Genomic DNA, 23,675 nt, shown 5'->3' with positions numbered 1-23,675 from the left:
CCACCAGCAGCCTGCGAGCGCAGGACAGGATGGAAGGCGCGACGGCGGGTGGCCGCTCGCGCTTCAGGGCCAAGCTGGGTGCGGATATCGCCCTTGCGGTCATCGGAATCTGCTTCCTGGCGCCTTTGCTGTGGTTGCTGCTGGCCGCCGTCGATCCCCAGGCCGGCTACCAGACCAAGGTGCCGTCGGCGCCGTCGCTGGCGAACTTCAGCGCCGTGCTGACACCGGAGCTGTTGTTCCAGCCGTTGGCCAACAGTTTCTTATTGTCCGCCGGCACGGCCGCGGTGAACCTGATTGCTGCGGTGCTCGCCGCTTACCCCCTGTCCAGGTACCAGTCCCGGTTCAACAAACCATTCATGTACACGGTCCTGTTCGGTACGTCGTTGCCGGTGACGGCAATCATGGTGCCCGTCTACGGATTGTTCGTCCAACTGCAGATGCTGGATTCCATGGCGGCCACCATCTTCTTCATGGCAACCACTACTTTGCCCATGGCGATATGGATGACCAAGAACTTCATGGACTCGGTCCCCCTGGAGCTGGAGGAGGCGGCTTGGATGGATGGGGCGTCGGCAATGGCGGCGCTGCGGAGAATCGTCCTGCCTTTGATGCGACAGGGGCTCGGTGTGGTGTTCATCTTTGTCTTCATCCAGGCATGGGGAAACTTCTTTGTTCCCTTCATCCTGTTGCTGTCACCGGGCAAGCAACCGGCTGCGGTGTCCATTTTCAGTTTCTTCGGCCAGCATGGCGCCATTGCCTACGGCCAGCTGGCTGCATTCTCCATCCTGTACTCCGTGCCGGTGCTGGTGCTCTACGCCCTGGTCTCCCGCGGCATGGGGAACTCGTTTGCCCTGTCCGGGGCCATGAAGGGATAGCTGGAGCCGTGAGGGGCCGTGGAACCTTAGTCGATGTCTTCGATGATCTCGCCGTAAGGGATGGACTCGTCGAGGTGGGCTTGATGACCGGTTGGTCCCCTGTTGAAGGTGATCCTGACCCCGTGGCGTTGGTCGGCGGCTGATTGCAGGAGAATGGGCCGTACAGCGTCGATGACGTGCTGGTCCTGGGCGGCGAGGTAGTTCTGGTAGGCGGCTGGTAGCTGATGCATGGCAAAAGGATAGACCTCGGACGGCTGCATGGGGAGGGGTCCCCATTGCGGTCTTGAGCAGGGAGGGCTTGGATAGAGTGGCCTCTGCAGGCGGAAGCACTTTGTGCCAGGCACCCGTGCCGGCTGCCTGCCGGGAGACCAAGACGCCAGCGAGGGGACCACGAGTGCAACAGAGAACAGCCACGGCCGGAATCGATGCACCGGATATGGCCCGTGCCCAGCAACTCGTCGGCAGCATCATTCGCAGCTTCGAGAACAAAGTGGTGGGCCAGGCCAGGTTGCGTGAGACCTTGGTGATCGGGTTGTTGACAGGCGGCCACGTGCTGCTGGAAAGTGTTCCCGGCCTTGCTAAGACCACCGCCGCCCAGGCAATCGCGGAGTCGGTCAGTGCGGAGTTCCGCCGGATCCAGTGCACCCCGGACCTGCTGCCCAGCGACATTGCAGGCACGCAGATTTTCGACGCCGCCAAGGGTACGTTTGTCACCCAGTTGGGTCCGGTCCACGCCAATATCGTGTTGCTGGACGAGATCAACAGGTCAAGCGCCAAAACACAGAGCGCCATGCTCGAGGCCATGCAGGAACGTCAGACCTCCATTGGTGGAGAGACCTTCCCCTTGCCGCAACCGTTCCTCGTGCTGGCCACGCAGAATCCCATCGAGCAGGAGGGAACGTATCGCCTTCCCGAAGCGCAAATGGACCGTTTCATGCTCAAGGACGTGTTGGATTATCCCAGTCCGGCTGAAGAAGCGGAGGTCATCCGCAGGATCGACGCCGGCGTGTTCAGCACCGATCAGAAGCCACCCGCCGCTGCTTCGCTCAACGCAGTGGTGCAGGTGCAGGAACTCGTGCGGCGGGTCTATATCGATCCGGCCATCGTCAGATACATCGTGGGTCTGGCCTATGTCACCCGCAATGCTTCGCAGTACTTGGAGCCCAAGCTTGCCAACCTCGTGGAGTTCGGTGCCAGCCCGCGGGCCAGCATCGCCTTCAGCCAGGCAGCAAGGGCGCTGGCTTTGATCCAGGGTCGGGACCATGTCATTCCCGAGGACGTCAAAAGCCTCGCGCACCGTATTCTTCGCCACCGCATCATCCTGGGTTTCGATGCTGTGGTTGAAGGCATTCCGGTGGAATCCGTCATCGATGCCGTCGTGGCATCTGTCCAGACACCGTAGCGGGGACACCGCGTGCCAAGCTTGCTTCGCCGGGTTAAGTCGAAGATGTTCATCTTCGCCCACCGGAGGACCCTCGCCCTGCTCGACGGCGAATACGGTTCGGTCTTCGCAGGCCGCAGCCTGGACTTTGACGAACTCCGTGCGTATGTCCCAGGCGATGAGGTCAGGGACATCGACTGGAAGGCGACAGCACGGCACGGATCGCCCTTGGTCAAGCGCTATGTGGCAGTACGCCGCCACTCTGTCCTGCTGCTGGTGGATACCGGACGGAACATGGCCGCCGAGACCCTGTCAGGTGAGCCGAAGAAGGACATTGCCGTGCACGCAGCCGGGGTTCTGGGATATTTGGCGTGCCGTCACGGTGACGACGTTGGCCTTCTGCACGGGAACGCGGACGCATCACAGTACGTCCCACCCCGTGGCGGCGAAGAGCACCTGGAACGGTTGCTGCGGGTGGTGGATTCGAGCGTAGCCTCGGATGGGCCACCCAGCTCCCTCGCAGAGCAACTCGACTACGTCCTGAAGTACATCAAAGGGCGGCTTCTCATCGTTGCTGTTGCCGACGAATTCATGCCGGACGCCCGCACGGAGGACCTGATGCGCAGGCTTCGGGCCCGGCATGAAGTACTGTGGCTCACCATCAAGGATGCGGAGCTCGCTCCAGGGGCAGGCGGCCCCTACCCGGACAGCACCGACGTGGCAACGGGGCAGGGAATTCCAGCGCCGCTGAGCTCCGACAGCAAGGTCCGGGCGGCGTATGCGGCTGCCATGGTCGAACGAGGCGAACACCGCAGCGGCATTTTTCGTCGCCTGGGCATAGCCGAGGAGCACACCGTCGGGAGCCTGGACGTCCTGTCCGCAGTCTTCGCCCTTCTGGAGAAGCACCGTTCCGGCGCGCTGACCGCCCGAAGCGCCACCAAAGGCGGCACACGTGCAGGATGACGCCGGCTTCTACGCGCCGCTTGCCTACCAGCCCTACTGGCTATGGCTGGGGCTGGTGATCCTGCTGGCCATTGCCGGCTGGTATGCCTGGATCTTCCGCCCCACACGCAGCAAGGAACCTGCCGCCCAAGGAGCGCCCACACCGGACCTGGACGCGCTGCGCTCCGCTTGCCTCACTGCCATCAACGCCACAGCAGAGGAGGCCGACGCCGGACGCCTCCCCGTGCGCGATGCCCACCAAAGACTCAGCTTCCTGGTGCGGGAATTCGCCGGGGCAGCGACAGGGCTACCGGTGACGTCCATGACGCTTGAGGAGCTCCGCCACCAAGGACTCGAGGGACTTACCAAAGGAATCGCCGGAATCTATCCCAACGAATTCGCCCCCGTGCCCGTCCACTCCGTGCAGCACTCGGCAGAGACGGCGCGCCAGGTGGTGCTCGAATGGAACTAAGTTACTGGTGGGTCCTTCCTTTCGCCGCAGCAGCGGTGGTGCTCAGCGCCTGGCTGTACCGCCGCCGTCGTCGTCCGCAACAAACCCGACCCGTAGCGCACGGTGACCGGCTCACCGACCTGCCTGAATATCAAGGGGCGCTGCGCCGGCACCGCAGAAGACTGGCGCTCGCCGTCGTGCTCGGGGCAGTGTTCCTCGCCGCCACCGCGACAGCCGCTGCCAGGCCCATCCTGCGCACCACGGAGGAACCGGAAATCCGGAACAGGGACATCGTGCTTTGCCTCGACGTCTCCGGCTCCATGACCAGCACCGACGCCGCCATAGCCACCGTGTTCCAGGAACTCGCCAAGGAATTCGACGGCGAACGCATCGGCATGGTCATCTTCGACAGCAGCAGCGTGCAGCTATTTCCCCTCACGGACGACTACCACTACGTCGTGGAACAACTCGCCGAAGCCAAGGAAGCCCTGGACAGCGGCGCGGGATCCTTTTTCGACGGCACGTGGAACGGTGAAGGCTCCTCACTGATCGGCGACGGCCTGGCGTCCTGCGTGCAGAGCTTCCCTGACGACCGGGACCCCAAGCGCTCGCGGTCCGTGGTCTTGGCCACTGACAACTTCCTTTCCGGCGAGCCGATCTTCACCCTGGATGAAGCCGGAACACTGGCGGCCGCCAAAAACATCAAGGTCTATGCCTTGAACCCCGGCGACATGGACTACGGAGACCGCCCCGATGAGCCGGGTGCCCGTCTCAGGGCCGCCGCAGAGCGGACCGGGGGCGCCTACTTCACCGTGGACAGCGCCGAGGCCGTTCCTGGCATCGTCGGTAGCGTCCAGGAATCAGAGGCCACTGGTTACCATGCAGCACCCCAAGCGGTGATAACGGACGCTCCCGCCTGGCCTCTCGGGATCGCATTGATGGCCGGTACAGGAATGCTGGTGCTCGGATGGCGGATGGAGCCATGACCTTCGCCCCCATTATTCCGTGGCCCCTGCTGGTGTTGGCCATCGTCGCAGTGCTGGCCCTCACCGTATTGGCCTTCACGCCGTGGGGTCGCGTGCGAAGGGGACGAAGCCAACCACAACGGTCCATGAGGCCGGCAGCGTTCCGATGTGCCGCCGTCGTCCTTCTGCTTCTGGCCGCCATGCGACCTGGCTGGGCCGGTGGCCAAGCGCAAACTGCGGCGTCGGACATGGACGTGTTTTTTGTAGTGGACACCAGCACCAGCATGGCTGCGGAAGACTACAACGGCACCCAGACGCGGCTGGCCGGTGCCACACAGGACGTCATGGCGATAGCCAAAGAGCTTGCCGGCGCCAAGTTCGCCCTGATCACTTTCGACAACAAAGCCAACCTCCGGATGCCCCTCACCCGTGACGCCACAGCGTTGCAGACGGCCATGACCACGCTCCAGCCCCAAAACGCGCGCTATGCCACGGGCAGCAGCGTGACCGGCGCCAGCCAACTCCTGAAGGAAAAGCTCGCGACAGCCACGGAGCAGCACCCTGGACGCCCCGCGCTGGTCTTCTACGCCGGCGATGGCGAAAACACCAGCGCGGAACGGCCCTCGGCCATGGATGCCGCCAACGTGGCCGGGGGAGCAGTCCTCGGATACGGCACCATACAGGGCGGGCGCATGAAGGAAACCTCGGACACTGACGCCGGTTACCTCAAGGACCGCAGCTCAGACAGCGCGCGCGACGCCGTTTCACGAATCGACGAAGGGCAACTTCGCACTATCGCCGACCAACTCCACGTTCCGTACACACTTCGGAACGGCACCGGGGCAACGTCCGACATGCTCGGCAAAGCCCAACCCGGTGCCCTCACCATCACCGACGGCGACACCCCTGGACGTATTGAGCTGTACTGGTTGCTCGCCATGGTCGCCTTCCTGCTGGCATTGCACGAGCCCCTTCGCCACCTTGCCGCGCTCATCAATCTCCGCACTCCAGCACGAAAGGAGCCCTCCCCATGACAAGCAACACCGCACGACGACGGCGACTCCGGCGTGCGCTGTGGTCCGCACCTCCGGCCCTTGTGGCGCTCGCAGTAGCGGCCAAACTCCTGAGCGTGGGTGCCTTGGGTGGTGCAGCAGCTGAGACATTTTCCGCCAAGGAGCGGGACAAGCTGGCCGGAGTTGCCACGTGGCTTCAGATCGCGAACGTTGTGGAGCCCCACAAAGCGTTGTTTGCCGCCGGAGATGCGCATGCGATGGCGGGGGAGTTCGACGACGCCCGGAGGTACTTCGAAGCAGCGCTCCAAGCCGGGCCCGGCGTCGACGACTGCAAAGTCCGCGTCAACCTCGTGCTGAGCATCGAGAAGCTGGGGGACTCAACAGGGGACCGGGATGCTGCGGCCCTGCTGTTCCGGGAGGCTCTTAGCACGGCGGAGGCCGCGCCATCTCAATGCCATGTAGCCGGTCCGGCGAACGCAGCCGGGGAAGGGGACACGCTGAACGCTGCCGGTGAACGGCTCAGCGGGAAAATCTCCGAAGGCGCATCCCAAAGTGGTGATGAAGAGCAGCCCGGCCAGGAAACTCCGGCCTCCCCGCAAGAGGACCAACTCAAGCAGCTGGAGGAAAGCGCCCAACAGGCCCAGCGGGAGCGCTCCGAGGGGCAGGAACGGGGAGAATACCTGCGCAGCCCTGACGATGGGCCACGCGTTGACAGGCCATGGTGACACTTTCGGCGAACAAAGTTCGTAAAGCCTGTTTACGACTCCCACAGGATTTCGTCGTCCACCACGCCGTCTTCGTCTGCGGCGACGACCAGAAGCTCGTCCGTGAAATGCGATCCGAGGGTGAAATCCAACACAAAGTACCGCTCGGGTTGGCCGGGGTAGATGGCGACGTGGCCGAGTTTGAGGGCCTTCAGGAAGACGTCGTTGGTGAGCTGGCCCTTGTCGCGGACACCGAAGACCGATTCAAGCTGCTCTTCCTTGAGCTGTGAACTGTGGAAATGCAGGAACTGTTGGGGGTTGGTGCCGTCCTGGTCAAGCTCATCGGCGATCATTTCCCGGACTTGGTCCACGAGCTCCGGCAGGAAGCGCAGCCGGTAGTCCACCTTGCGCATGGCGGCCTCGTCAAAGTGATCGTGCGCGGTGACGTTGAGGTCCAATTCCAGCTGGTTGCCGGCCAGCTCATGTCTGGCGACGAAGCAATGCTCACGCCCGTGGTTGAGCTCGATCTCCCCAAAATGTTTGCTCGCTACCTTGCCCATGTGATCAATCTAACCCCATCAACGGGCGGGTTCCAGCACTTGGGGATAATTCACCTGCGTCGCTGCGGACCCTTGACAGGCGCGGGTTTCAGGGGGTGGAGACCGCTCTTTCCCGACGTGTCCCTGAGGGTGTCGGCAAGCAGTTGCGTGAACAACTGCACTTGGGCTGTGCGCTTTTCGTTGATGAGCAGCGCGAACACGTTTCGAGCCAGCCGGATGTCCGGTACGTCAAGGACCACGACGCCGGGTGGCCGGTTCCGCAGCGCCAGTTCCGGAACCAGCGAGGCACCCAGGCCGGCGGCGGTCATCTCCAGGCTCGCGTGAAAGTCGTCGCTGTAGGCCACCACGCGGGGGTGGAGGTTGCAGCTGGCAAAGAGGCGCTCAATCACCAACGCATCGCTGGTGCCGGGGTGGTGGACGATCCAGGGCATGTCCGAAAGATGGGCCGCTTCAATCTCGGCATCCTCGCGGATCTTCCATGAGGCCGGCAGCACCACGCGGAAGTCGTCGTCGCCGATCCACTGCCGCTCCAACGAATGCGGCCACGCCAAACCGGATTGCCCCACCTGGTAGACCAATGCCGCGTCCAGTTCGCCGCCGCTGCGCAAGCCCTGGATGGTTTGGGCGGGTTCAGCAACGGAGACACGAAGTTCGATGCCCAGCCCGTTCCAACGCTCATTTCGCAGGATGTCCGGCAGAACGTAGGTGGCCAGGCTCGGAAAGATGCCCAGCCGGAGTTCCTGGGCGGGGGAGTCGTTCGTCCTCGACGCCGCCGCCATGAGGGCCTCTACATCCGTCAGCACTTTGGACGCATGTCGGGTCATGGTCACGGCAGCTTCGGTAGGGACGACACTGCGGGCCGACCGCTGGAAGAGCTCGACGCCGGTATCACGCTCCAGCGCGGCCATCTGTTGGGAGACTGCCGAGGCTGTGTAGCCAAGCTGGGCGGCGGCAGCAGCAAAGGAACCCAAGCGGGTTACTTCCATCAGCGTCCGGAGGTGGAGGAGATTGACCATCAGCAGATTTTAGCTGTTCGCCACGCCACATTTTCAAAGTGCCACGACACGCCGTATCCCGGCGACACGCTGGAGATTAAATGTGGCTAAGTAGTCCACAGGGTGTGGATGACATCTCTCAATTTGGCGGAATCACGGACATTTTGAGGGCCCTCGCCTGTGGACGAGCAGTGGATTGAATGACATACTTGTAATACATCATCTTGGGGTTCCAGTTCGACGCTTGCACTACATGTAGTATCGATTTACGGATTGAGCGGGAAACCAGCACAAGACAAAATCAGAGCGTGTTGGCTGTCACGGCAGCCCGCGGGCCGGTATCGGATTCAGTAGCTAGTTCCGGTTGAGCCCGCCAGATACGAAGAGCGACAGACTTCAACTAAGGGGACAGGGATCATGACCGTAACGGTTTACACGAAGCCGGCCTGTGTTCAGTGCAACGCAACCTACCGGGCACTCGACAAGAAGGGCATTGCCTACCAGAGTGTCGACATCTCCCAGGATGCCGAGGCCCTTGAGCGCCTCAAGGCACTGGGTTACATGCAGGCTCCGGTTGTCGTCACCGAGCAGGACCACTGGTCTGGTTTCCGCCCGGACAAGATCGAGGAACTGGCCCAGGCCGTTTCCTCCGTGGCCTAAGTTTCATTCAAACTTCGCCACCACAACACACTAAGAATTCCTATGTAGTCGAGGTGACTCCCATGGCACCGCTGGCAGCGGCACCCGTACGCGATGCTGCGGAAGCTGTGACCACGAGGAGCCACCTCATCTACTTTTCCTCGACCTCCGAGAACACCAAACGATTCGTCCAGAAACTGGGTACGGATGCAGCACGCATCCCGCTCTACGCCCAGGATGCTCCGCTTCAAGCCCTCGAACCTTTCGTCCTTGTACTGCCTACCTACGGTGGAACAAACGGCGAAGGTTCCGTGCCGAAGCAAGTCATCAGATTTCTCAACGATCCCGGGAACAGGGAACTGATCCGCGGTGTTATTGGAGCGGGGAATACCAATTTCGCGGACAACTACTGCGCAGCGGGGGACATCATCTCCGTCAAGTGCAAGGTGCCGCATCTTTACAAATTTGAACTCATGGGGACGCCGGAAGACGTTCAGCGGGTCAACGAAGGGCTGGAAAAGTTTTGGACACAACTGTCGCAGAAACAGAAGTAACCGGGGGCGCTGTGGACACGGTCAAGAAGCCGCTGCCTGAGGCTTTCAAGGGCCTGGGCTATCACGAGCTCAACGCCATGCTGAACCTGTACGGACCCAACGGCGAGATCCAGTTCGAAGCTGACCGTGAAGCTGCGCACCAGTACTTCCTGCAGCACGTGAACAACAACACGGTGTTCTTCCACGACCTGGAAGAGAAGCTCGACTACCTGGTGAAGAACCAGTACTACGAGCGCGAAACCCTTGACCAGTACACGATGAACTTCATCCGCGACCTCTTCAACCGCGCGTACAAGAAGAAGTTCCGTTTCGAGACCTTCCTCGGCGCCTTCAAGTTCTACACGTCCTACACGCTGAAGACTTTTGATGGCAAGCGCTTCCTGGAGCGTTACGAAGACCGCGTCTGCATGGTTGCCCTCCACCTTGCCCGTGGCAACGAAGACCTTGCCAACCGTTTGGTCGACGAAATCATCGATGGCCGATTCCAGCCGGCAACCCCTACGTTCCTCAACGCCGGCAAGGCACAGCGTGGCGAACTCGTCTCCTGCTTCCTGCTCCGCATCGAGGACAACATGGAGTCGATTGCCCGCGCCATCAACTCCGCGCTGCAGCTCTCAAAGCGCGGCGGCGGTGTGGCCCTTTCGCTCACCAACATCCGTGAGCACGGCGCCCCGATCAAGCAGATTGAGAACCAGTCCTCCGGCGTCATCCCCGTCATGAAGCTCCTCGAAGACAGCTTCTCCTACGCCAACCAGCTCGGTGCCCGCCAGGGTGCAGGCGCCGTATACCTGCACGCCCACCACCCGGACATCCACCGCTTCCTGGACACCAAGCGCGAGAACGCCGACGAGAAGATCCGTATCAAGACCCTCTCCTTGGGCGTTGTGGTCCCGGACATCACGTTCGAACTCGCCAAGAAGAACGAGGACATGTACCTCTTCTCCCCGTACGACGTCGAGAAGGTCTACGGTGTTCCGTTCTCCGATATTTCGGTGACCGAGAAGTACTACGAGATGGTTGACGATTCCCGGATCAAGAAGACCAAGATCAGTGCCCGCGAGTTCTTCCAGACCCTTGCGGAGATCCAGTTCGAGTCCGGTTACCCGTACATCATGTTCGAGGACACCGTGAACCGGGCCAACCCGATCGACGGCAAGATCACCATGAGCAACCTTTGCTCTGAGATCCTGCAGGTCTCCTCGCCGTCCATCTACGCGGAAGACCTCAGCTACGAGACCGTGGGTAAGGACATTTCCTGCAACCTCGGTTCCATGAACATTGCCAAGACCATGGATTCGCCGGACTTTGGTCGCTCCATTGAGACGTCCATCCGCGCCCTCAGCGCTGTATCCGACATGTCCTACATCAACTCGGTGCCGTCCATCGCCCAGGGCAACGCCCAGAGCCACGCGATCGGCCTCGGCCAGATGAACCTCCACGGCTACCTGGCCCGCGAGCACGTCCACTACGGTTCCGAAGAGGGCCTGGACTTCACCAACATCTACTTCTACACGGTGCTGTTCCACGCGCTGCGCGCCTCCAACCGCCTCGCCATCGAGACCGGCCAGACGTTCGGCGGCTTCGAGAAGTCCACCTACGCTTCCGGCGAGTTCTTCGACAAGTACACCGAGCAGGAATGGGTTCCGGAAACGGAGCGCGTTCAGGAGCTCTTCGCCGGCCACCACATCCCCACCCAGGATGACTGGCGCGAGCTGAAGGCTTCGGTCATGGAGCACGGCATCTACAACCAGAACCTGCAGGCCGTACCGCCCACCGGTTCCATCAGCTACATCAACAACTCCACGTCTTCCATCCACCCGGTGGCCGCCAAGATCGAAATCCGCAAGGAAGGCAAGATCGGCCGCGTCTACTACCCGGCTCCGTACCTGACCAACGACAACCTGGAGTACTACCAGGATGCCTACGAAATCGGCTACGAGAAGATCATCGACACCTACGCCGCTGCCACGCAGCACGTGGACCAGGGCCTGTCCCTGACGCTGTTCTTCAAGGACACCGCCACCACGCGCGATATCAACAAGGCGCAGATCTACGCATGGCGCAAGGGCATCAAGACTCTCTACTACATCCGTCTCCGCCAGCTCGCGCTGGAGGGCACGGAGGTGGAAGGCTGCGTCAGCTGCATGTTGTAATCAGCCTCTATTGGTTGATTAATTGCGGCCCCGGCCGTACTCAAAACTAAAGAGCACGACGGCGGGTTTCCACCCGCCGTCGTAGGCTTATCTCAAGAAAACCATCGCTTAAGGGGATGAAATGACCGAAAAGGTCAAGCTGCTGACACACGTCGAGGCCATCAACTGGAACAAGATCCAGGACGACAAGGACGTGGAAGTCTGGAACCGGCTGGTCAACAACTTCTGGCTCCCGGAGAAGGTGCCGCTGTCCAACGACGTCCAGTCGTGGCACACGCTGACGCCGGATGAGCAGCAGCTCACCATGCGCGTTTTCACCGGCCTCACCCTGCTGGACACCATCCAGGGCACCGTCGGCGCCGTTTCATTGATCCCGGACGCGATTACCCCGCACGAAGAAGCTGTGTACACCAACATCGCCTTCATGGAGTCGGTGCACGCCAAGTCCTACTCGTCCATCTTCTCCACCCTGTGCTCCACCAAGGAGATTGACGACGCCTTCCGCTGGTCCCTCGAGAACGAGAACCTGCAGAAGAAAGCCCAGATCGTCATGGATTACTACCAGGGCGATGATCCCCTGAAGCGCAAGGTTGCCTCCACCTTGCTGGAGAGCTTCCTGTTCTACTCGGGCTTCTACCTGCCCATGTACTGGTCTTCCCGCGCCAAGCTCACGAACACGGCTGACCTCATTCGCCTCATCATCCGCGACGAGGCAGTGCACGGCTACTACATCGGCTACAAGTTCCAGAAGGGCTTGGAGAAGGTTTCCGAGGCCCGCAAGCAGGAAATCAAGGACTACACGTTTGAGCTGCTCTTCGAGCTGTACGAAAACGAAGTCCAGTACACGCACGACCTTTACGACGGAGTAGGCCTGGCCGAGGACGTCAAGAAGTTCCTGCACTACAACGCCAACAAGGCCCTCATGAACCTCGGCTACGAGGCCATGTTCCCGGCGTCCGTCACCGACGTAAACCCGGCCATCCTGTCGGCTCTGTCCCCGAACGCCGACGAGAACCACGACTTCTTCTCCGGTTCGGGCTCCTCCTACGTAATTGGCAAGGCTGTCAACACGGAAGATGAGGACTGGGAGTTCTAGTAGTCATTACCTCTTTGGAAAGGCGGACGGCGAGTAATCGCTGTCCGCCTTTCTTGTGTCTGAACATCTTGTGCCTGGACAGCCACGAACAAAGTATCGTCCTGTGCCGGTAGCTTGCATTGCGACGAACCGGATGCCGCTGTGGGCAGGTTTGAACGGCGGTGATTACGTTCTGGAGGGCCGGTGCCCGGGCAGGGGCGGCGCTTGGGAACGGTAGCTGTGTCCGGTGGGCGTGCGTAGTTCCAGGGTGTGGATGTCCCCGTTGATGGTGCTTGCGCTCCAGCCGGGGTTTTCTTTGGTGTGGTTGCAGGCTTCGCAGAGTCCGGCACCGTTGCTCAGTGTGGTGGTGCCGCCAGCGTGCCAGGGCACGATGTGGTCGATGTGCCGGATGGGCGCGTCGCAGTAGGGTGTGCGGCAGGTGTCATCGCGGGTTTCGATGAAGCGTCTGAGTCGCGGTGGAAAGAGTCTGGCTTTGGAATCCGTTGTCAGGAGATCTCCTGTGGCCGGTGCCGTATAAAGCCGGCGAAGCCAGACCTGGAACTCAGGATCCCGCGGAGGACCGGAGTCGCTGCCAGCCGAGGGATCCTGGACGACTGGAATCTCCCTGCCTGCACCGCCGGCACCGACCAGTTTCCGGGCCCACCCTGCTGGGACGATTCCGTAGCCCTTCACGCGTGCCGGTTCGCTGTCGCCTTGGAAGAGGGTTCGGTCGGTCATGACGAGGTCCAGGTTGATCCCTGAGATCCCGCCCGGTGTACCGGTGATGCGCTCGACGAGGGTGTCGGCCATGACCTGGCCCCGGTTCCGGGGATCACCGGCCGAACGGGCAGAATCAGCCCGACGCGTGAGCGCGGCATAGACCGCGACCCCTTGCGCGACCGGCAGCAGCGCGGTCAGGTACGTCATGGTGTCCGGCGCCGGACGCAGACTCACGGTCCGCTCGGACACGGCGTGGCTGGCACGCTTCACCACCGACCGCGGATCACGCCGGTACGCGGCCGCTTTCGCTGCGGCAATGATCGCTTGATCCCCGGCGCCGTCGAAAGTTCCGGTGTCGGGGGCGAGTTCTTCATCCACCGCGCACCTGTCCTCCACAGACAAGCACGCCGTTTCCCTGACCAGCAGCGTCGCCCGCCACTCGGTCAACTGGCCTGTGTTCAGCGCCGCCAGAGTCTTCGGCATCTCCACCACCAACGCCTTCGCCATCCCCAACAACCGGGACCCACGGTTCGGGGACTCCCGCCGAGCCAACGCAACCTGCGCCCCAACACCCTTACCCCGCTCGGACACGGGCACACCAGCCTCTGCCTGCTCCTGCCGCTGGGTCAGATCCAACGCCACCGCAATCCTCGCCTGCAAGCCAGTGATGGCCGATTTCATGTCTTCTAGAGCGCGCAATTGATTGATCAGATCACGGCTTACCGTGCGGGTCTGAGGCAGAGCGTCAACGTCCCGCGCCTGACCTTGAGCAGTAACACGAACCAGCGCAGCCGACACTTCAGCGCCCGCCTGCCTTTCCCGAACCTGCTCCATGTCCTTACTCTCCCAGACGGCTCCGACATTATTAGCTGTTCGTCAACCGGCCCGGCCATGCGGCTTTCGAGGGCAGTGAACCGTCCCGCCCTTGCCCGCGTCTAGACATCAGGGGAGGATAAATGCCATCTTCGGGAGGTTCAGCATGGTGCAGCTTGAGAAGTTCGAAAAGTACTTGATTGAAGAGTTCTACGACGACTACCGGTCGGGCGAGATGTCGCACAAGACATTCACCAGGCGGGTGGCATTCATCATGGGAAGCATGACCGCGGCTGCGGCGGCCATGGCCCTTGTGGGCTGCACGCCGGACGAGGTTCCGCGGACCACGGACCCAATGCCAACGCCATCGCCCACGTCGTCGGCCACATCAGCGGCAGGCCCCACCACCGCGGTTCCCAACGCCAAGAGCCCGTTGTCGGTTCCGGAGGGCGCAGCCGGACTCACGACGGCCACGGTGAAATTCGACTCCGGCAGGACAGAAATCAGCGGGTATCTGGCCCGGCCCGACGGAGGCCAAAAAGGCCCCGGGGTTCTGATCTGTCACGAGAATCGGGGCCTTACGCCGCATATCCAGGATGTTGCCCGCCGCTTCGCCAAAGAAGGCTATGCAGCACTGGCGCTGGATCTGCTGAGCCGGGAAGGCGGTACGGCGTCGATGGATCCGGACGCCGTTCCAGGGGCGTTGACCCAAGCTGGTGCGGCACGCCACGTCTCCGACTTCAAAGCAGCCTTCGACTACCTTAACGGCCAGGATTTCGTGGAGCAGGGCCGCATCGCCATGATCGGCTTCTGCTTCGGCGGCGGCATCACGTGGCAGGCATCTACGGAAATCAGTGGGCTCAAAGCAACATCTGCCTTCTACGGTCCAGCGCCGGACCTGGTCAAGGTGCCCACTATCAAGCCGGCTGTGTTGGGTGTCTATGCGGAGAATGACGCACGCATCACTGGCGCGATGCCCCAATTCCAGGAAGCCTTGGACGCATCAACGGTCAAGCATGAGCTCAAGGTCTACCCGGGCGTGGACCACGCGTTCCACAACGACACCGGTGAACGCTACGTCGAGGCCCAGGCGACGGCGGCATGGAACGACACCCTGACATGGTTCAAGGACAACGTCTAAACCAGCCAGGCGTCACCCGTTCAGCCGAGCAGCCTCACTTGCCAGCTCGGCTTCCAACGTCTCGATGCTCGGCAGGCTCGCTACCAATTCATCAGGCAACGAGTCGGCAACGGACGTGCGCCACTCAGCGATGCCCACGGGCGCGTTGAAACCGCGCAATGCGTATTCGGCCACCACGCTGTTCTTCTCCTTGCAGAGCAGCAAACCGATGGTCGGCTTGTCGTCAGGGTGCGCCATGAGATCGTCCACGGCTGCCATGTACATTCCAAGCTGTCCGAGGAATCCGGGTTCGAACTTCACGGCCTTGAGTTCGATCACCATGTAGCAGCGCAGCTTCAAATGGTAGAAGAGTAGATCCGCAAAGAACTCGTCGCCGGCTATTTCGAGCCGCACTTGTTCTCCAACAAAGGCGAAGCCCTGTCCCAGCTCCAACAGGAATTTCTCCACGTGCTTCACCAACTGCAGCTCCAGGTCCCGCTCATTGTGCCGGTCACTCATGGCCAGGAAATCAAAAACGTAGGGATCCTTGGTGGCCTGCTGCGCCAGGTCGGAGTCAGCGGGCACCATGGTGGACTTGAAGTTGGTGATCGCTTGGCCGGAACGCTCGTGCAACCGGGTTGAGATCTGATGTGTCAGGACGTTGCGGGACCAGCCGTGCTGAGCCGCCGCCGCCGCGTACCAAAGCCGCGTGGCGGCGTCGTCGAGTTTCTCCAGAAGGGCGATCTGGTGGTACCAGGGCAATGTTGCAAGCGGCGCTTGCAACATTGGGAAGTCCGGCCAGGCCTGCGCGAAGCTCTTCATGTACCGCAGGTTCCTGGGGGAGAAGCCCTTTGCCTCCGGGAACCGTGTCCGGATGTCGGCAGACAACCGTGTCACAACCTTGGCGCCCCAACCCTGCTCGGATTCCCGCTCCGCCAATTTCCGGCCGATGCTCCAGTAGGAGTTCAACAACTCGCTATTGGCGGCTGCCAGCGCCCGGGTCCTGCCAACGCGTACTTCCTGGGCCACGGTATGGAGCAAGGTGGGGTACCAATCGGGCATGGACGAAGCAGCAGGGACACCCGGGAAGGATGCCTCGGTAGCGAGCTCTTGGGACGGCATGGTGCTCCTGTCGTTTGCTGTTGGCATCACGCTATGGGGAGGCACTGACAAAATAGGTGGGTGAGTGAAGCCGCCGAATTTGTGGACTACACGCTGCAGCGTGAGTCGTCATGGGAAAAGGCCGATGAGGCCAGTGAACGCCTAGGCGAAGCCTTGAAGGTATATGGCGCGTCCGTGGGCGCAGTTCGCGGAACAATCCGGGATGCGCTGAAGCGGTACAAGAACCTCAACCATGACGACATCACCGCCTTGAGCTCGGAACTTTGGGAGGAGCCGGTCTTCGAAAGGCGTCTCGCAGCGGTGGTTCTGTTGCAAAGCAAAGTGTCGCTCCTCGTCAACACGGACCTCACCCGCATCGAAGGTTTCATCAGGGACGCCGGGACGCGGGAACTGGTGGATCCGCTGGCCAAAGACGTTGTCAGGCCATTGCTGGCCCGACTCGAAGGGCTGGCGAAGGACCGCGCTGAGCGCGTTCTGGATCGTTGGGCGACCGGCACGGACCCTGAATTGCGCCATGCCGCGGCCCTCGCCACAGGCGGCCCCACCCCTTGATAAGCACCAATGACCGGCCTAGCGTTTCCCTCAACACATGCCAGTGACTTGAGAGGCAGGTTGTTTGATGAAATCGCTGTGGTTGGATCGCGAATCGCCTTTCACCTCCGACGAAATTCCTGACGAAAAGCATTTCGACACGATCGTGGTGGGCGCAGGCCTCACGGGAATGGTCACAGCGCTGCTCTTATCCCGGTCCGGCCAGCGCGTGATGGTCTTCGAGGCCAGGACACTCGGCGCCGTCACAACGGGAAACACCACCGGCAAGCTAAGCCTCCTGCAAGGTGGTGTGCTCTCCGCCCTACGCAGCCAGTACTCCCTTAAAGTGGTCCGGGCCTACGTAGAGGCCAACAAGTCCGGACAAGCCTGGCTTACGCAGTACATGGAACAGCAAGGCGTCCCATTCCAGCGCCGGACCGCGGTCACCTTTGCAACCACCGACGACGGCGGGCAGCGGCTTCGCAAGGAAGCTGCGGTTTCGCGGGACGCCGGTCTTGACGTCCATTTCAGCCGTGACGCGGGGTTGCCGTTTCCCGTAGTGGAAGCGTTGGAATTGGAAGGCCAGGCACAAATTCACCCCATGGACGTGCTGGCGACCCTCGCGAAGGATATCCGGGCGCATGGCGGGCTCATTGTTGAGGGTGTCCAGGTCCAGGATGTGGGTTCAGGGCTGCCCTTGGACGTGACCACCCGCAAGGGCAGCTTCAGTGCCGACACCGTAGTGCTCGCCACCGGGACGCCGATCCTGGACCGTGGCCTGTACTTCGCCAAGCTAGAACCGCACCGTTCCTATGCAGCGGCCCTGCGAGTGCCGGGCGACATTCCACAAAGTATGTACCTGTCCATCGACGCGCCCACCCGGTCCCAGCGGACACAGCCCACCGCTGACGGCGAATTGCTCTTGGTGGGCGGTTACGGACATCCGGGCGGCCGGGCTGCGTCGCCGCAGTCACATCTTGACGAGTTGCTGGGATGGGCCAACAAGCACTACCCGGGCGCGGAGGTCACCCACACGTGGTCGGCGCAGGACTACCAAGCGACCAACCTTGTGCCGTTCTTCGGGAAGCTGCCGCGGGGACACGGCCGGATCTTCTTTGGTACCGGCTTCAACAAGTGGGGGATGAGCAACGGGGTGGCGGCCGCCCTTTCCATCACCTCGGACATCCTGGGTGGCCAGTCCGATTGGGCCACCGTCATTCATCATCGCGTCACCTCGCCCAAGGGCGCGGCGGAGGCCATCCGCCACAACGCAGACATTGCCCGCCGGATGATCGAGGACAGGGCCAGTGCCCGGAAGAACCCCGAAATCACCGACGAGACCCGCCCGCCGGAGGGGACTGGCGTCGTCGGCCTCTACAACGGTGAACCAGCGGCCGTGTCCACTGTGGAGGGCAAGGTCTGCCTGGTATCCGCCAGTTGCGCACACTTGGGTGGCCTGCTGAGCTGGAACGACGCGGAGAAGTCCTGGGATTGTCCCTTGCATGGCTCTCGTTTCACGCCCGAGGGCAAGTACCTCGAAGGGCCAGCAACGCATCACCTGCAGACCTCCGTCGGAAAAAATTCAGACGGCAGGAAAAAGGACTAGCTGAGTCGAGCGACGCGACGCTGGGCCTGGTCCGCGGTCCGGCGTTTTTGCGTGGCTTCCCGGACTGTGAGTTTCTTCTGCGATTCCGCGGCATCGGCGTCCCTGGTGAGTCCAATCAGTTCCGCTTCCAAGGAGGCCAGGCGTTTCCTGGCCTCTTCGATGTCGGATTTGAGGCTTGTTCTGCGGGCTGACAGCGCATTGACAAGGTCCCAGGCTTCGGACGCAGCTTCTTCGGCAATCCGAGCCTCTTTGTTGGCGTCTTCGAATTCGCTCCGTGCTTCCTTCAGCGCTGCCTGTTGTTTGGCTGCGCGGCGATCCGCCAGGGATGTCGCCTGCTCTTGCGGTGCCTTCTCTGCCCCAGGCGTTTCTTTGGACGGCGATTGTGAGGCCTTAGTACCAGCACCCCTGGCGTCGCTCCTGGCCACCGGCTTCGCCGTGTTCTCTTGTCCGGGCGCAGCCTGGTCCCCGGGGCCAACCGCAGCAACCGCACCGGTGAGGTCCACGGACTCGAAGCCGCTGCCGCTCAGGCCGCGTACCAGCCGGCCCGTCGCAACGGCGGCGGCGGCGCCGGCATCAGCCATCGCCGCCCTCAGGGTCTGCTCCATATCGGTAACTGCGGCGGCACTCAACGGTGCACCCAGTTCGCCGGCGAGGTCTTTTGCTGCATGTACTGCCGCGGCCAGCTGTCCTTGCCGCTGCTGACCCAGCTCGCGAAAGGACTCCGCGTCGCCCTCCTCTTGGGCGTTTCGGAGGGAAACGCCAAAACGTACGACGCCGTCAATCACCTCAGGTTTGTGAACGGCCAGCATGTTGATGGCCCAGGCGCCGGCGGCAGGCTTGGGGAGGCTGCCGATCTCTTTCGCAAGCTCCTTAGCGCCGTCGTCCTTGGCTTTGCGGACCAAGGCAGTTCGCTCAGCTGTGAAGTCACGGGGCACTACGGCGTACAACTCCTGGGCGGCGTCGCGGAGGTCCATGAACTCATCCTAGGGTTCATCGTGGCGGCCCCTGGGACCAAATCCGCGTTCCGGCGATGCTTAGGGTAGCCTAAGTCGGGTGGATCAGATCATGAGCTTGCCCTTCGGTGTCGCCCTCGCGGCGCTCTTCGCGATTGTCATGATCCGCGTCAATGTTACGTACTGGATTGGCCGGGGCGCCGTGGCCGGGTTCGCCCACACGCGTTTTGGGAAGTCCTTGGAGCGTCCCAAAGTAGCCCGTGCCCAAGCCCTGATCAAGCGTTGGGGTCCGTACGCCGTCGTACTTTCCTTCCTGACCATCGGCCTCCAGACGGCCATTAATCTTGCGGCCGGTGCGGCTCGAATGCCGCTGCGACGCTACCTGCCGGCCGCCATCGCCGGGTCTGTCATGTGGGCGTTTCTTTACGCGACCATCGGACTTGCCGCCCTGGAGGCATGGCTGGCGGTCGCAGCGGCGTCGCCCGTTGGGGCTGGGGTGGGAGTTGTGGCGCTGGCTGCCGTCATTGCCTGGGTGGTGGTGGCTCGCAGGCGTCGTTCCACCGCCAAATCAGCGGATACAGTGGTCTGAGTTCTACTGCTGGATCGGCGAAAGGCTCGGGGTTGACTACTGCATTACCGGAACTGGCGGATGGCGATTCCTATTACGAATCGTTGGGCGGGGGACGCTACCGTTCCACGATCCATGCCCAGGGCGCCTGGAATCCCCATGAACAACACATGGCTCCAGCCTCCGGCATCCTCGCCGATGCCCTTGTCAGGCATGAGCCCAGGGACGATGTCCGCCTGGCGCGGATCAGTTACGAAATCCTCGGGCTGATACCAGGCGGCGAGTTCCACATCACCACCTCAACGGTGAGGCCGGGACGGACGATTGAGCTCATCCAAGCCGAACTCTCGGCGGGAGGCAGGGTGGCCATCCGCGCCGCGGCTTGGCGTATGGTCACCAGCGACACCAGTGCGGTTGCAGCGGTGGAAGACGAGTCCATGCCCGCCCCGGACGAATGCAAGCCATGGGACGGAGCCAGCGTGTGGCCCGGTGGCTACATCCGGTCGCTGGAGATGCGCTTGGCTGAAGGTCACCGTCCGGGATCCGGCAAGGTGTGGATCCGCACCTCCCACCCCTTGACGGACCAGCAGGACAGCACGGATCTTGCTCGGCTGATGGGCCTGGTGGACACCGCCAACGGGATCGCCGCCCGGGTTCCTCCGGGGGAGAACAGCTACATCTTCCCCAACGTTGACTTGCAGATCCACATGTACCGGGCGCCGTCCGGTGAATGGCTGGGACTGGACAACAAAGTCTCCTTCGGAAGCGACGGCATCGGCCTGACGTCCACCGTGCTCCACGACGTCAACGGACCGTTTGGCAGGGCCGAGCAAATCCTGACGTTGAGGAAGAGCTGATGTCGGCCGAGGCGCGGAGCCAGCTCACGGCGTACCGCCAATTGGAATCGATGGGTGCGGCGGAGGACCTCGATTTCGCCCTGGAACTGTTGAAGCGTGCCCGCAGCGGGCAGTTGGGTCCTTCTCTTCGCCTGTACCGTCCGCTGCCCACGGTAGCGTTCGGGCAGCGGGACGCGAACCTTCCTGGTTTCCCTGCTGCGGAGGAAGCCTGTCGGGAGCTTGGTTTCGAACCCCTGATACGGAAAGCCGGAGGACGGGCGGCCGCATATCACCAGGGCACCTTGGTGATTGACCACATTGAGCCGCATCCAGACGCAATCGTTCGGGCCAAGGCCCGCTTTTCCGAGTTCGGTGAGTTGCTGGCTGGTGCGCTCCGAAGCGTCGGTGTCCATGCCGCCGTCGGCGAAATCCCGGGAGAATACTGCCCCGGCGAGTTCAGCGTCCACGGCGAGGATCCGGACTTTCCAGCCCACAGCATCAAACTGATAGGCACCGCCCAACGCGTAGTTTCCGGTGGTTGGTTGTTCAGTTCAGTGATAGTGGTGGAGAACTCCCAACCCATTCGCGATGTCCTGACGGCGAGCTACGCTGCCCTGGGCCTCGAGTGGGATCCCGCAACCGCCGGTGCGGCCAACGACCTGCTGCCGCACTTGGACGTGAAGACTGTCGAGGACGCAGTCATTGAGGCCTACCGCGGTTATGCGGACGTCGTCGACGGCGACTTCCGCAGCCTTGTGGGCTAGGGGCACGTGCGTCGTTTCACTGCGCGGGGCTGCGCCGCTGGCTACTATCCGCAGGCTAACGTGCTGGTGCCGCCGGATTCGACGGCGGCGGAAAGCAATACCCCGGCTTGAGCCGGCTGCCGCACCGGTTTATGGGACGGCAGCCGACCAGCGGCCCTGGGGTCAGTGCCCGCGGGCGATCCATTCGTCCAGGTGCGGCTTTTCCGCTCCGATGGTGGTGGCGTCCCCGTGCCCTGTACGGACCACCGTTTCATCCGGAAGGCTAAGAAGCTTGGTCCGGATGGATTCGATGATGGTGGGGAAGTCGCTGTAGGAGCGTCCCGTGGCGCCCGGCCCGCCCTGGAAGAGGGTGTCCCCGCTGAAAAGCGTTCCTTCGCCCGCAAGGTGGAAGGACACGGACCCCGGTGAGTGCCCCGGGGTGTGAACGGCCTTCAAAGTGGCGCCGGCAACGGTGAACTCCTCTCCGTCAGCGATCGCTGCGTCGGGGTCAACCTCGGGGAACACCGCACGCCACAGCATCCAGTCGTCCTGGTGCAGGAGGATGGGGGCCTTGGCAAGTTCCCTGAATTCACCGGCTGAGCGAATATGGTCGTCGTGGCCATGGGTCAGCAGGATGGCTTTGACCGTGCGGCCGTTGACAGCCTGCAGGACAGCGTCAGGATTGTGCGCGGGGTCGATCACTATGCATTCTGAGTCGTCGCCGACGATCCAGACGTTGTTGTCAACGTCCCAGGTACCGCCGTCGAGCGAGAAAGTGCCGGATGTGACAACGTGATCAATCTTGAGGGTGTTCACAGTTCGACCACCGATCGGAGGACGGCGCCTTGGTGCATTTTGTCGAACGCTTCTTCGACCTGGTTGATGGTGATGCGCTCGGTGACGAACGCATCCAGGTCAAGCTTGCCTTGCTTGTACAGGTCCACGAGCATGGGGAAGTCCCGGGAAGGCAGGCAATCTCCGTACCATGAAGACTTGAGTGACCCGCCTCGGCCAAAGACGTCCAGCAGCGGCAATTCCAGGGTCATCTCCGGGGTGGGGACGCCCACCAGGACCACTGTTCCGGCGAGGTCGCGGGCGTAGAAGGCCTGCTTGTAGGTTTCGGGACGTCCGACGGCGTCAATCACCACGTCTGCTCCGAAGCCACCGGTGAGGGCACGGATTTCCTCCACGGGGTCGCCTGCGGAGGAGTCGACGGTATGCGTGGCGCCCAGTTCCTTGGCGCGTTCGAGCTTCTTGGCATCGATGTCCACGGCGATGATGGTGGTGGCGCCTGCGAGCGCGGCTCCTGCAATGGCTGCAACGCCTACGCCTCCGCAACCAATGACGGCAACCGAGTCGCCGCGCTTGACTCCGCCGGTGTTGAGCGCTGCGCCCAAACCTGCCATGACACCGCAGCCGAGCAGGCCGACGGCGGCGGCATCGGCGTCGGGGTCTACCTTGGTGCATTGGCCGGCAGCGACCAAGGTCTTTTCGATGAAGGCGCCAATGCCCAGCGCGGGAGAGAGCTCAGTGCCGTCTTCGAGGGTCATTTTCTGGGTCGCGTTGTGTGTGTTGAAGCAGTACTGGGCCTGGCCGCGGTTGCAGGCGCGGCAGTTGCCGCAGACGGCGCGCCAGTTGAGGACCACGCGGTCGCCGGGGGCGACATCGGTGACGTCGGGTCCTACTGCGCTGACCACGCCGGTGGCTTCGTGGCCGAGCAGGAACGGGAAGTCGTCGCTGATGCCACCGAGTTTGTAGTGGAGGTCTGTATGGCAGACGCCGCTGGTGAGGATGTCCACCAGGGCTTCGCCGGGGCCAGGTTCGGGAACCAGGATGGTTTCGAGGGTTGCGGGTGCGCCTTTGGAGCGGACGACGACACCTTTGACAGCGTGGACCATGGAGATGTTCCCTTCGGGCTCGCGGAGAGAGGGCCATTAAATGCAGCAGGGCCCGCTACGGATTCCCAATCTGTCTATCACACGTGGCAGACAGTATGTGGATTGTTCCGTGCGGGCCCAACCTCGGCCGGCTGATGGCGCCTATGCTGCGAGGCGGCTCTCAACTTCGGAGGCGGAGGGGTTGGTGGCCGCGGTTCCGTCGGGGAACAGCACAGTGGGGACGGTGCGGTTGCCACCGTTGAGCTTCTCGACGAGTTCGGCCGTGCCATCTACTTCTTCGATGTTGATCTCGGTGTAGCCGATGCCCTTGGCGTCCAGCTGCTTCTTCAGGCGGTTGCAGTAGCCGCACCAGGTGGTCGAGAACATGGTGATGGTGCCGGAGTCGGGAGTGAAGTCCACAGAGCTCTCCTCAGTAGTGGTCGTTTTCACGGTGGTGGTTCGTTCGTAACAACGGTAAC

The 23,675-nt window shown here is 62.3% G+C and carries 26 protein-coding genes; 17 read left to right on the top strand and 9 right to left on the bottom strand.

All coding sequences use genetic code 11. From position 1 onward, the window contains the following. Positions 1–29 precede the first annotated feature (29 nt). Positions 30–875: a carbohydrate ABC transporter permease gene (locus J3D46_RS17740; RefSeq protein WP_253469248.1), complete on the top strand. Its 846-nt coding sequence runs from the start codon at positions 30–32 to the stop codon at positions 873–875. A 26-nt stretch (positions 876–901) separates the two neighbouring features. Here the strand turns inward: J3D46_RS17740 and J3D46_RS17735 are convergent, their stop codons facing one another. Then, the gene (locus J3D46_RS17735; protein ID WP_231338655.1) at positions 902–1,135 is read right to left on the bottom strand and encodes a hypothetical protein; all 234 of its coding nucleotides are present in this window, start codon (positions 1,133–1,135) and stop codon (positions 902–904) included. A gap of 134 nt (positions 1,136–1,269) precedes the next feature. Here J3D46_RS17735 and J3D46_RS17730 point away from each other — a divergent pair, with 134 nt between their 5' ends. Genes J3D46_RS17730 through J3D46_RS17705 form a run of 6 tightly spaced genes read left to right on the top strand, consistent with a single transcriptional unit; the run spans position 1,270 to position 6,352 of the window. Then, the gene (locus J3D46_RS17730) at positions 1,270–2,277 is read left to right on the top strand and encodes a MoxR family ATPase (RefSeq protein WP_253468322.1); all 1,008 of its coding nucleotides are present in this window, start codon (positions 1,270–1,272) and stop codon (positions 2,275–2,277) included. A gap of 12 nt (positions 2,278–2,289) precedes the next feature. After that, complete coding sequence (locus tag J3D46_RS17725) at positions 2,290–3,219, top strand: DUF58 domain-containing protein (RefSeq protein ID WP_231338653.1); 930 nt, start codon at positions 2,290–2,292, stop codon at positions 3,217–3,219. After that, complete coding sequence (locus tag J3D46_RS17720; protein ID WP_253468321.1) at positions 3,209–3,670, top strand: hypothetical protein; 462 nt, start codon at positions 3,209–3,211, stop codon at positions 3,668–3,670. Before J3D46_RS17725 ends, J3D46_RS17720 begins: the two co-directional genes overlap by 11 nt. Next, entirely contained in the window at positions 3,661–4,635 is a 975-nt protein-coding gene (locus tag J3D46_RS17715; protein WP_253468320.1) for a VWA domain-containing protein, read from the top strand. Before J3D46_RS17720 ends, J3D46_RS17715 begins: the two co-directional genes overlap by 10 nt. Beyond that, positions 4,632–5,648 (top strand): VWA domain-containing protein, encoded by a 1,017-nt coding sequence (locus tag J3D46_RS17710; protein WP_253468319.1) that lies wholly within the window; start codon positions 4,632–4,634, stop codon positions 5,646–5,648. Before J3D46_RS17715 ends, J3D46_RS17710 begins: the two co-directional genes overlap by 4 nt. Continuing rightward, positions 5,645–6,352 (top strand): tetratricopeptide repeat protein, encoded by a 708-nt coding sequence (locus tag J3D46_RS17705; protein ID WP_253468318.1) that lies wholly within the window; start codon positions 5,645–5,647, stop codon positions 6,350–6,352. Before J3D46_RS17710 ends, J3D46_RS17705 begins: the two co-directional genes overlap by 4 nt. A gap of 32 nt (positions 6,353–6,384) precedes the next feature. Here the strand turns inward: J3D46_RS17705 and J3D46_RS17700 are convergent, their stop codons facing one another. Then, a complete protein-coding gene (locus J3D46_RS17700; RefSeq protein WP_159702905.1) occupies positions 6,385–6,891 on the bottom strand; it encodes a DUF2004 domain-containing protein in 507 nt (168 codons plus the stop codon). Positions 6,892–6,941: 50 nt separating this feature from the next. Beyond that, complete coding sequence (locus J3D46_RS17695; RefSeq protein WP_253468317.1) at positions 6,942–7,907, bottom strand: LysR family transcriptional regulator; 966 nt, start codon at positions 7,905–7,907, stop codon at positions 6,942–6,944. 396 nt (positions 7,908–8,303) lie between these two features. Here J3D46_RS17695 and nrdH point away from each other — a divergent pair, with 396 nt between their 5' ends. The 4 genes from nrdH (at position 8,304) to nrdF (ending at position 12,328) form a co-directional block, all read left to right on the top strand. Further along, positions 8,304–8,546, top strand: coding sequence for a glutaredoxin-like protein NrdH (gene nrdH / locus J3D46_RS17690; RefSeq protein WP_011775022.1), 243 nt, complete (start codon positions 8,304–8,306; stop codon positions 8,544–8,546). A 62-nt stretch (positions 8,547–8,608) separates the two neighbouring features. Beyond that, complete coding sequence (gene nrdI, locus J3D46_RS17685; RefSeq protein ID WP_231338647.1) at positions 8,609–9,079, top strand: class Ib ribonucleoside-diphosphate reductase assembly flavoprotein NrdI; 471 nt, start codon at positions 8,609–8,611, stop codon at positions 9,077–9,079. Positions 9,080–9,090: 11 nt separating this feature from the next. Further along, positions 9,091–11,232, top strand: coding sequence for a class 1b ribonucleoside-diphosphate reductase subunit alpha (nrdE, locus tag J3D46_RS17680; RefSeq protein WP_308102689.1), 2,142 nt, complete (start codon positions 9,091–9,093; stop codon positions 11,230–11,232). Positions 11,233–11,353: 121 nt separating this feature from the next. Beyond that, on the top strand, positions 11,354–12,328 hold the full coding sequence (gene nrdF, locus J3D46_RS17675; protein ID WP_011775019.1) for a class 1b ribonucleoside-diphosphate reductase subunit beta: 975 nt from the start codon (positions 11,354–11,356) through the stop codon (positions 12,326–12,328). A 165-nt stretch (positions 12,329–12,493) separates the two neighbouring features. Here nrdF and J3D46_RS17670 read toward each other — a convergent pair whose 3' ends face one another. Further along, positions 12,494–13,861: an HNH endonuclease signature motif containing protein gene (locus J3D46_RS17670; protein ID WP_253468316.1), complete on the bottom strand. Its 1,368-nt coding sequence runs from the start codon at positions 13,859–13,861 to the stop codon at positions 12,494–12,496. A gap of 145 nt (positions 13,862–14,006) precedes the next feature. Here J3D46_RS17670 and J3D46_RS17665 point away from each other — a divergent pair, with 145 nt between their 5' ends. Continuing rightward, positions 14,007–14,981 carry a dienelactone hydrolase family protein gene (locus J3D46_RS17665; protein ID WP_253468315.1) on the top strand — a complete coding sequence of 325 codons (975 nt, stop codon included), beginning with the start codon at positions 14,007–14,009 and terminating at the stop codon, positions 14,979–14,981. Positions 14,982–14,993: 12 nt separating this feature from the next. Here J3D46_RS17665 and J3D46_RS17660 read toward each other — a convergent pair whose 3' ends face one another. Beyond that, positions 14,994–16,082 (bottom strand): YhcG family protein, encoded by a 1,089-nt coding sequence (locus tag J3D46_RS17660; RefSeq protein ID WP_231338598.1) that lies wholly within the window; start codon positions 16,080–16,082, stop codon positions 14,994–14,996. Positions 16,083–16,142: 60 nt separating this feature from the next. Here J3D46_RS17660 and J3D46_RS17655 point away from each other — a divergent pair, with 60 nt between their 5' ends. Next, positions 16,143–16,634, top strand: a complete 492-nt coding sequence (locus J3D46_RS17655; RefSeq protein ID WP_253468314.1) for a DNA alkylation repair protein — start codon at positions 16,143–16,145, stop codon at positions 16,632–16,634. A gap of 67 nt (positions 16,635–16,701) precedes the next feature. Beyond that, a complete protein-coding gene (locus J3D46_RS17650) occupies positions 16,702–18,219 on the top strand; it encodes an FAD-dependent oxidoreductase (protein WP_253468313.1) in 1,518 nt (505 codons plus the stop codon). Here J3D46_RS17650 and J3D46_RS17645 read toward each other — a convergent pair. Continuing rightward, positions 18,216–19,193: a hypothetical protein gene (locus J3D46_RS17645; protein WP_253468312.1), complete on the bottom strand. Its 978-nt coding sequence runs from the start codon at positions 19,191–19,193 to the stop codon at positions 18,216–18,218. The genes J3D46_RS17650 and J3D46_RS17645 overlap by 4 nt on opposite strands. A 79-nt stretch (positions 19,194–19,272) precedes the next feature. Here J3D46_RS17645 and J3D46_RS17640 point away from each other — a divergent pair, with 79 nt between their 5' ends. From J3D46_RS17640 to J3D46_RS17630, 3 genes are read left to right on the top strand one after another with little or no spacing between them, the layout of a single operon-like run. Then, positions 19,273–19,761 (top strand): DedA family protein, encoded by a 489-nt coding sequence (locus J3D46_RS17640; protein ID WP_253468311.1) that lies wholly within the window; start codon positions 19,273–19,275, stop codon positions 19,759–19,761. Positions 19,762–19,793: 32 nt separating this feature from the next. Beyond that, positions 19,794–20,597 carry a thioesterase family protein gene (locus J3D46_RS17635; protein WP_253468310.1) on the top strand — a complete coding sequence of 268 codons (804 nt, stop codon included), beginning with the start codon at positions 19,794–19,796 and terminating at the stop codon, positions 20,595–20,597. Continuing rightward, positions 20,597–21,340, top strand: a complete 744-nt coding sequence (locus J3D46_RS17630; RefSeq protein ID WP_231338592.1) for a lipoate--protein ligase family protein — start codon at positions 20,597–20,599, stop codon at positions 21,338–21,340. The genes J3D46_RS17635 and J3D46_RS17630 overlap by 1 nt, the downstream gene beginning before the upstream one ends. Before the next feature lie 162 nt (positions 21,341–21,502). Here J3D46_RS17630 and J3D46_RS17625 read toward each other — a convergent pair whose 3' ends face one another. From J3D46_RS17625 to J3D46_RS17615, 3 genes are all read right to left on the bottom strand, one after another. Next, positions 21,503–22,135 (bottom strand): MBL fold metallo-hydrolase, encoded by a 633-nt coding sequence (locus J3D46_RS17625; protein WP_253468309.1) that lies wholly within the window; start codon positions 22,133–22,135, stop codon positions 21,503–21,505. Continuing rightward, positions 22,132–23,217 (bottom strand): S-(hydroxymethyl)mycothiol dehydrogenase, encoded by a 1,086-nt coding sequence (locus J3D46_RS17620; RefSeq protein ID WP_159703023.1) that lies wholly within the window; start codon positions 23,215–23,217, stop codon positions 22,132–22,134. The genes J3D46_RS17625 and J3D46_RS17620 overlap by 4 nt, the downstream gene beginning before the upstream one ends. Positions 23,218–23,358: 141 nt before the next feature. Continuing rightward, a complete protein-coding gene (locus J3D46_RS17615) occupies positions 23,359–23,616 on the bottom strand; it encodes a mycoredoxin (RefSeq protein WP_090825295.1) in 258 nt (85 codons plus the stop codon). Positions 23,617–23,675 lie beyond the last annotated feature (59 nt).

The sequence above is a fragment of the Paenarthrobacter sp. A20 genome, from assembly GCF_024168825.1.
GTDB lineage: Bacteria > Actinomycetota > Actinomycetes > Actinomycetales > Micrococcaceae > Arthrobacter.
The sequence above is the reverse complement of the archived record's forward strand: the minus strand, read 5'-3'. Positions and strand labels throughout refer to the sequence as shown.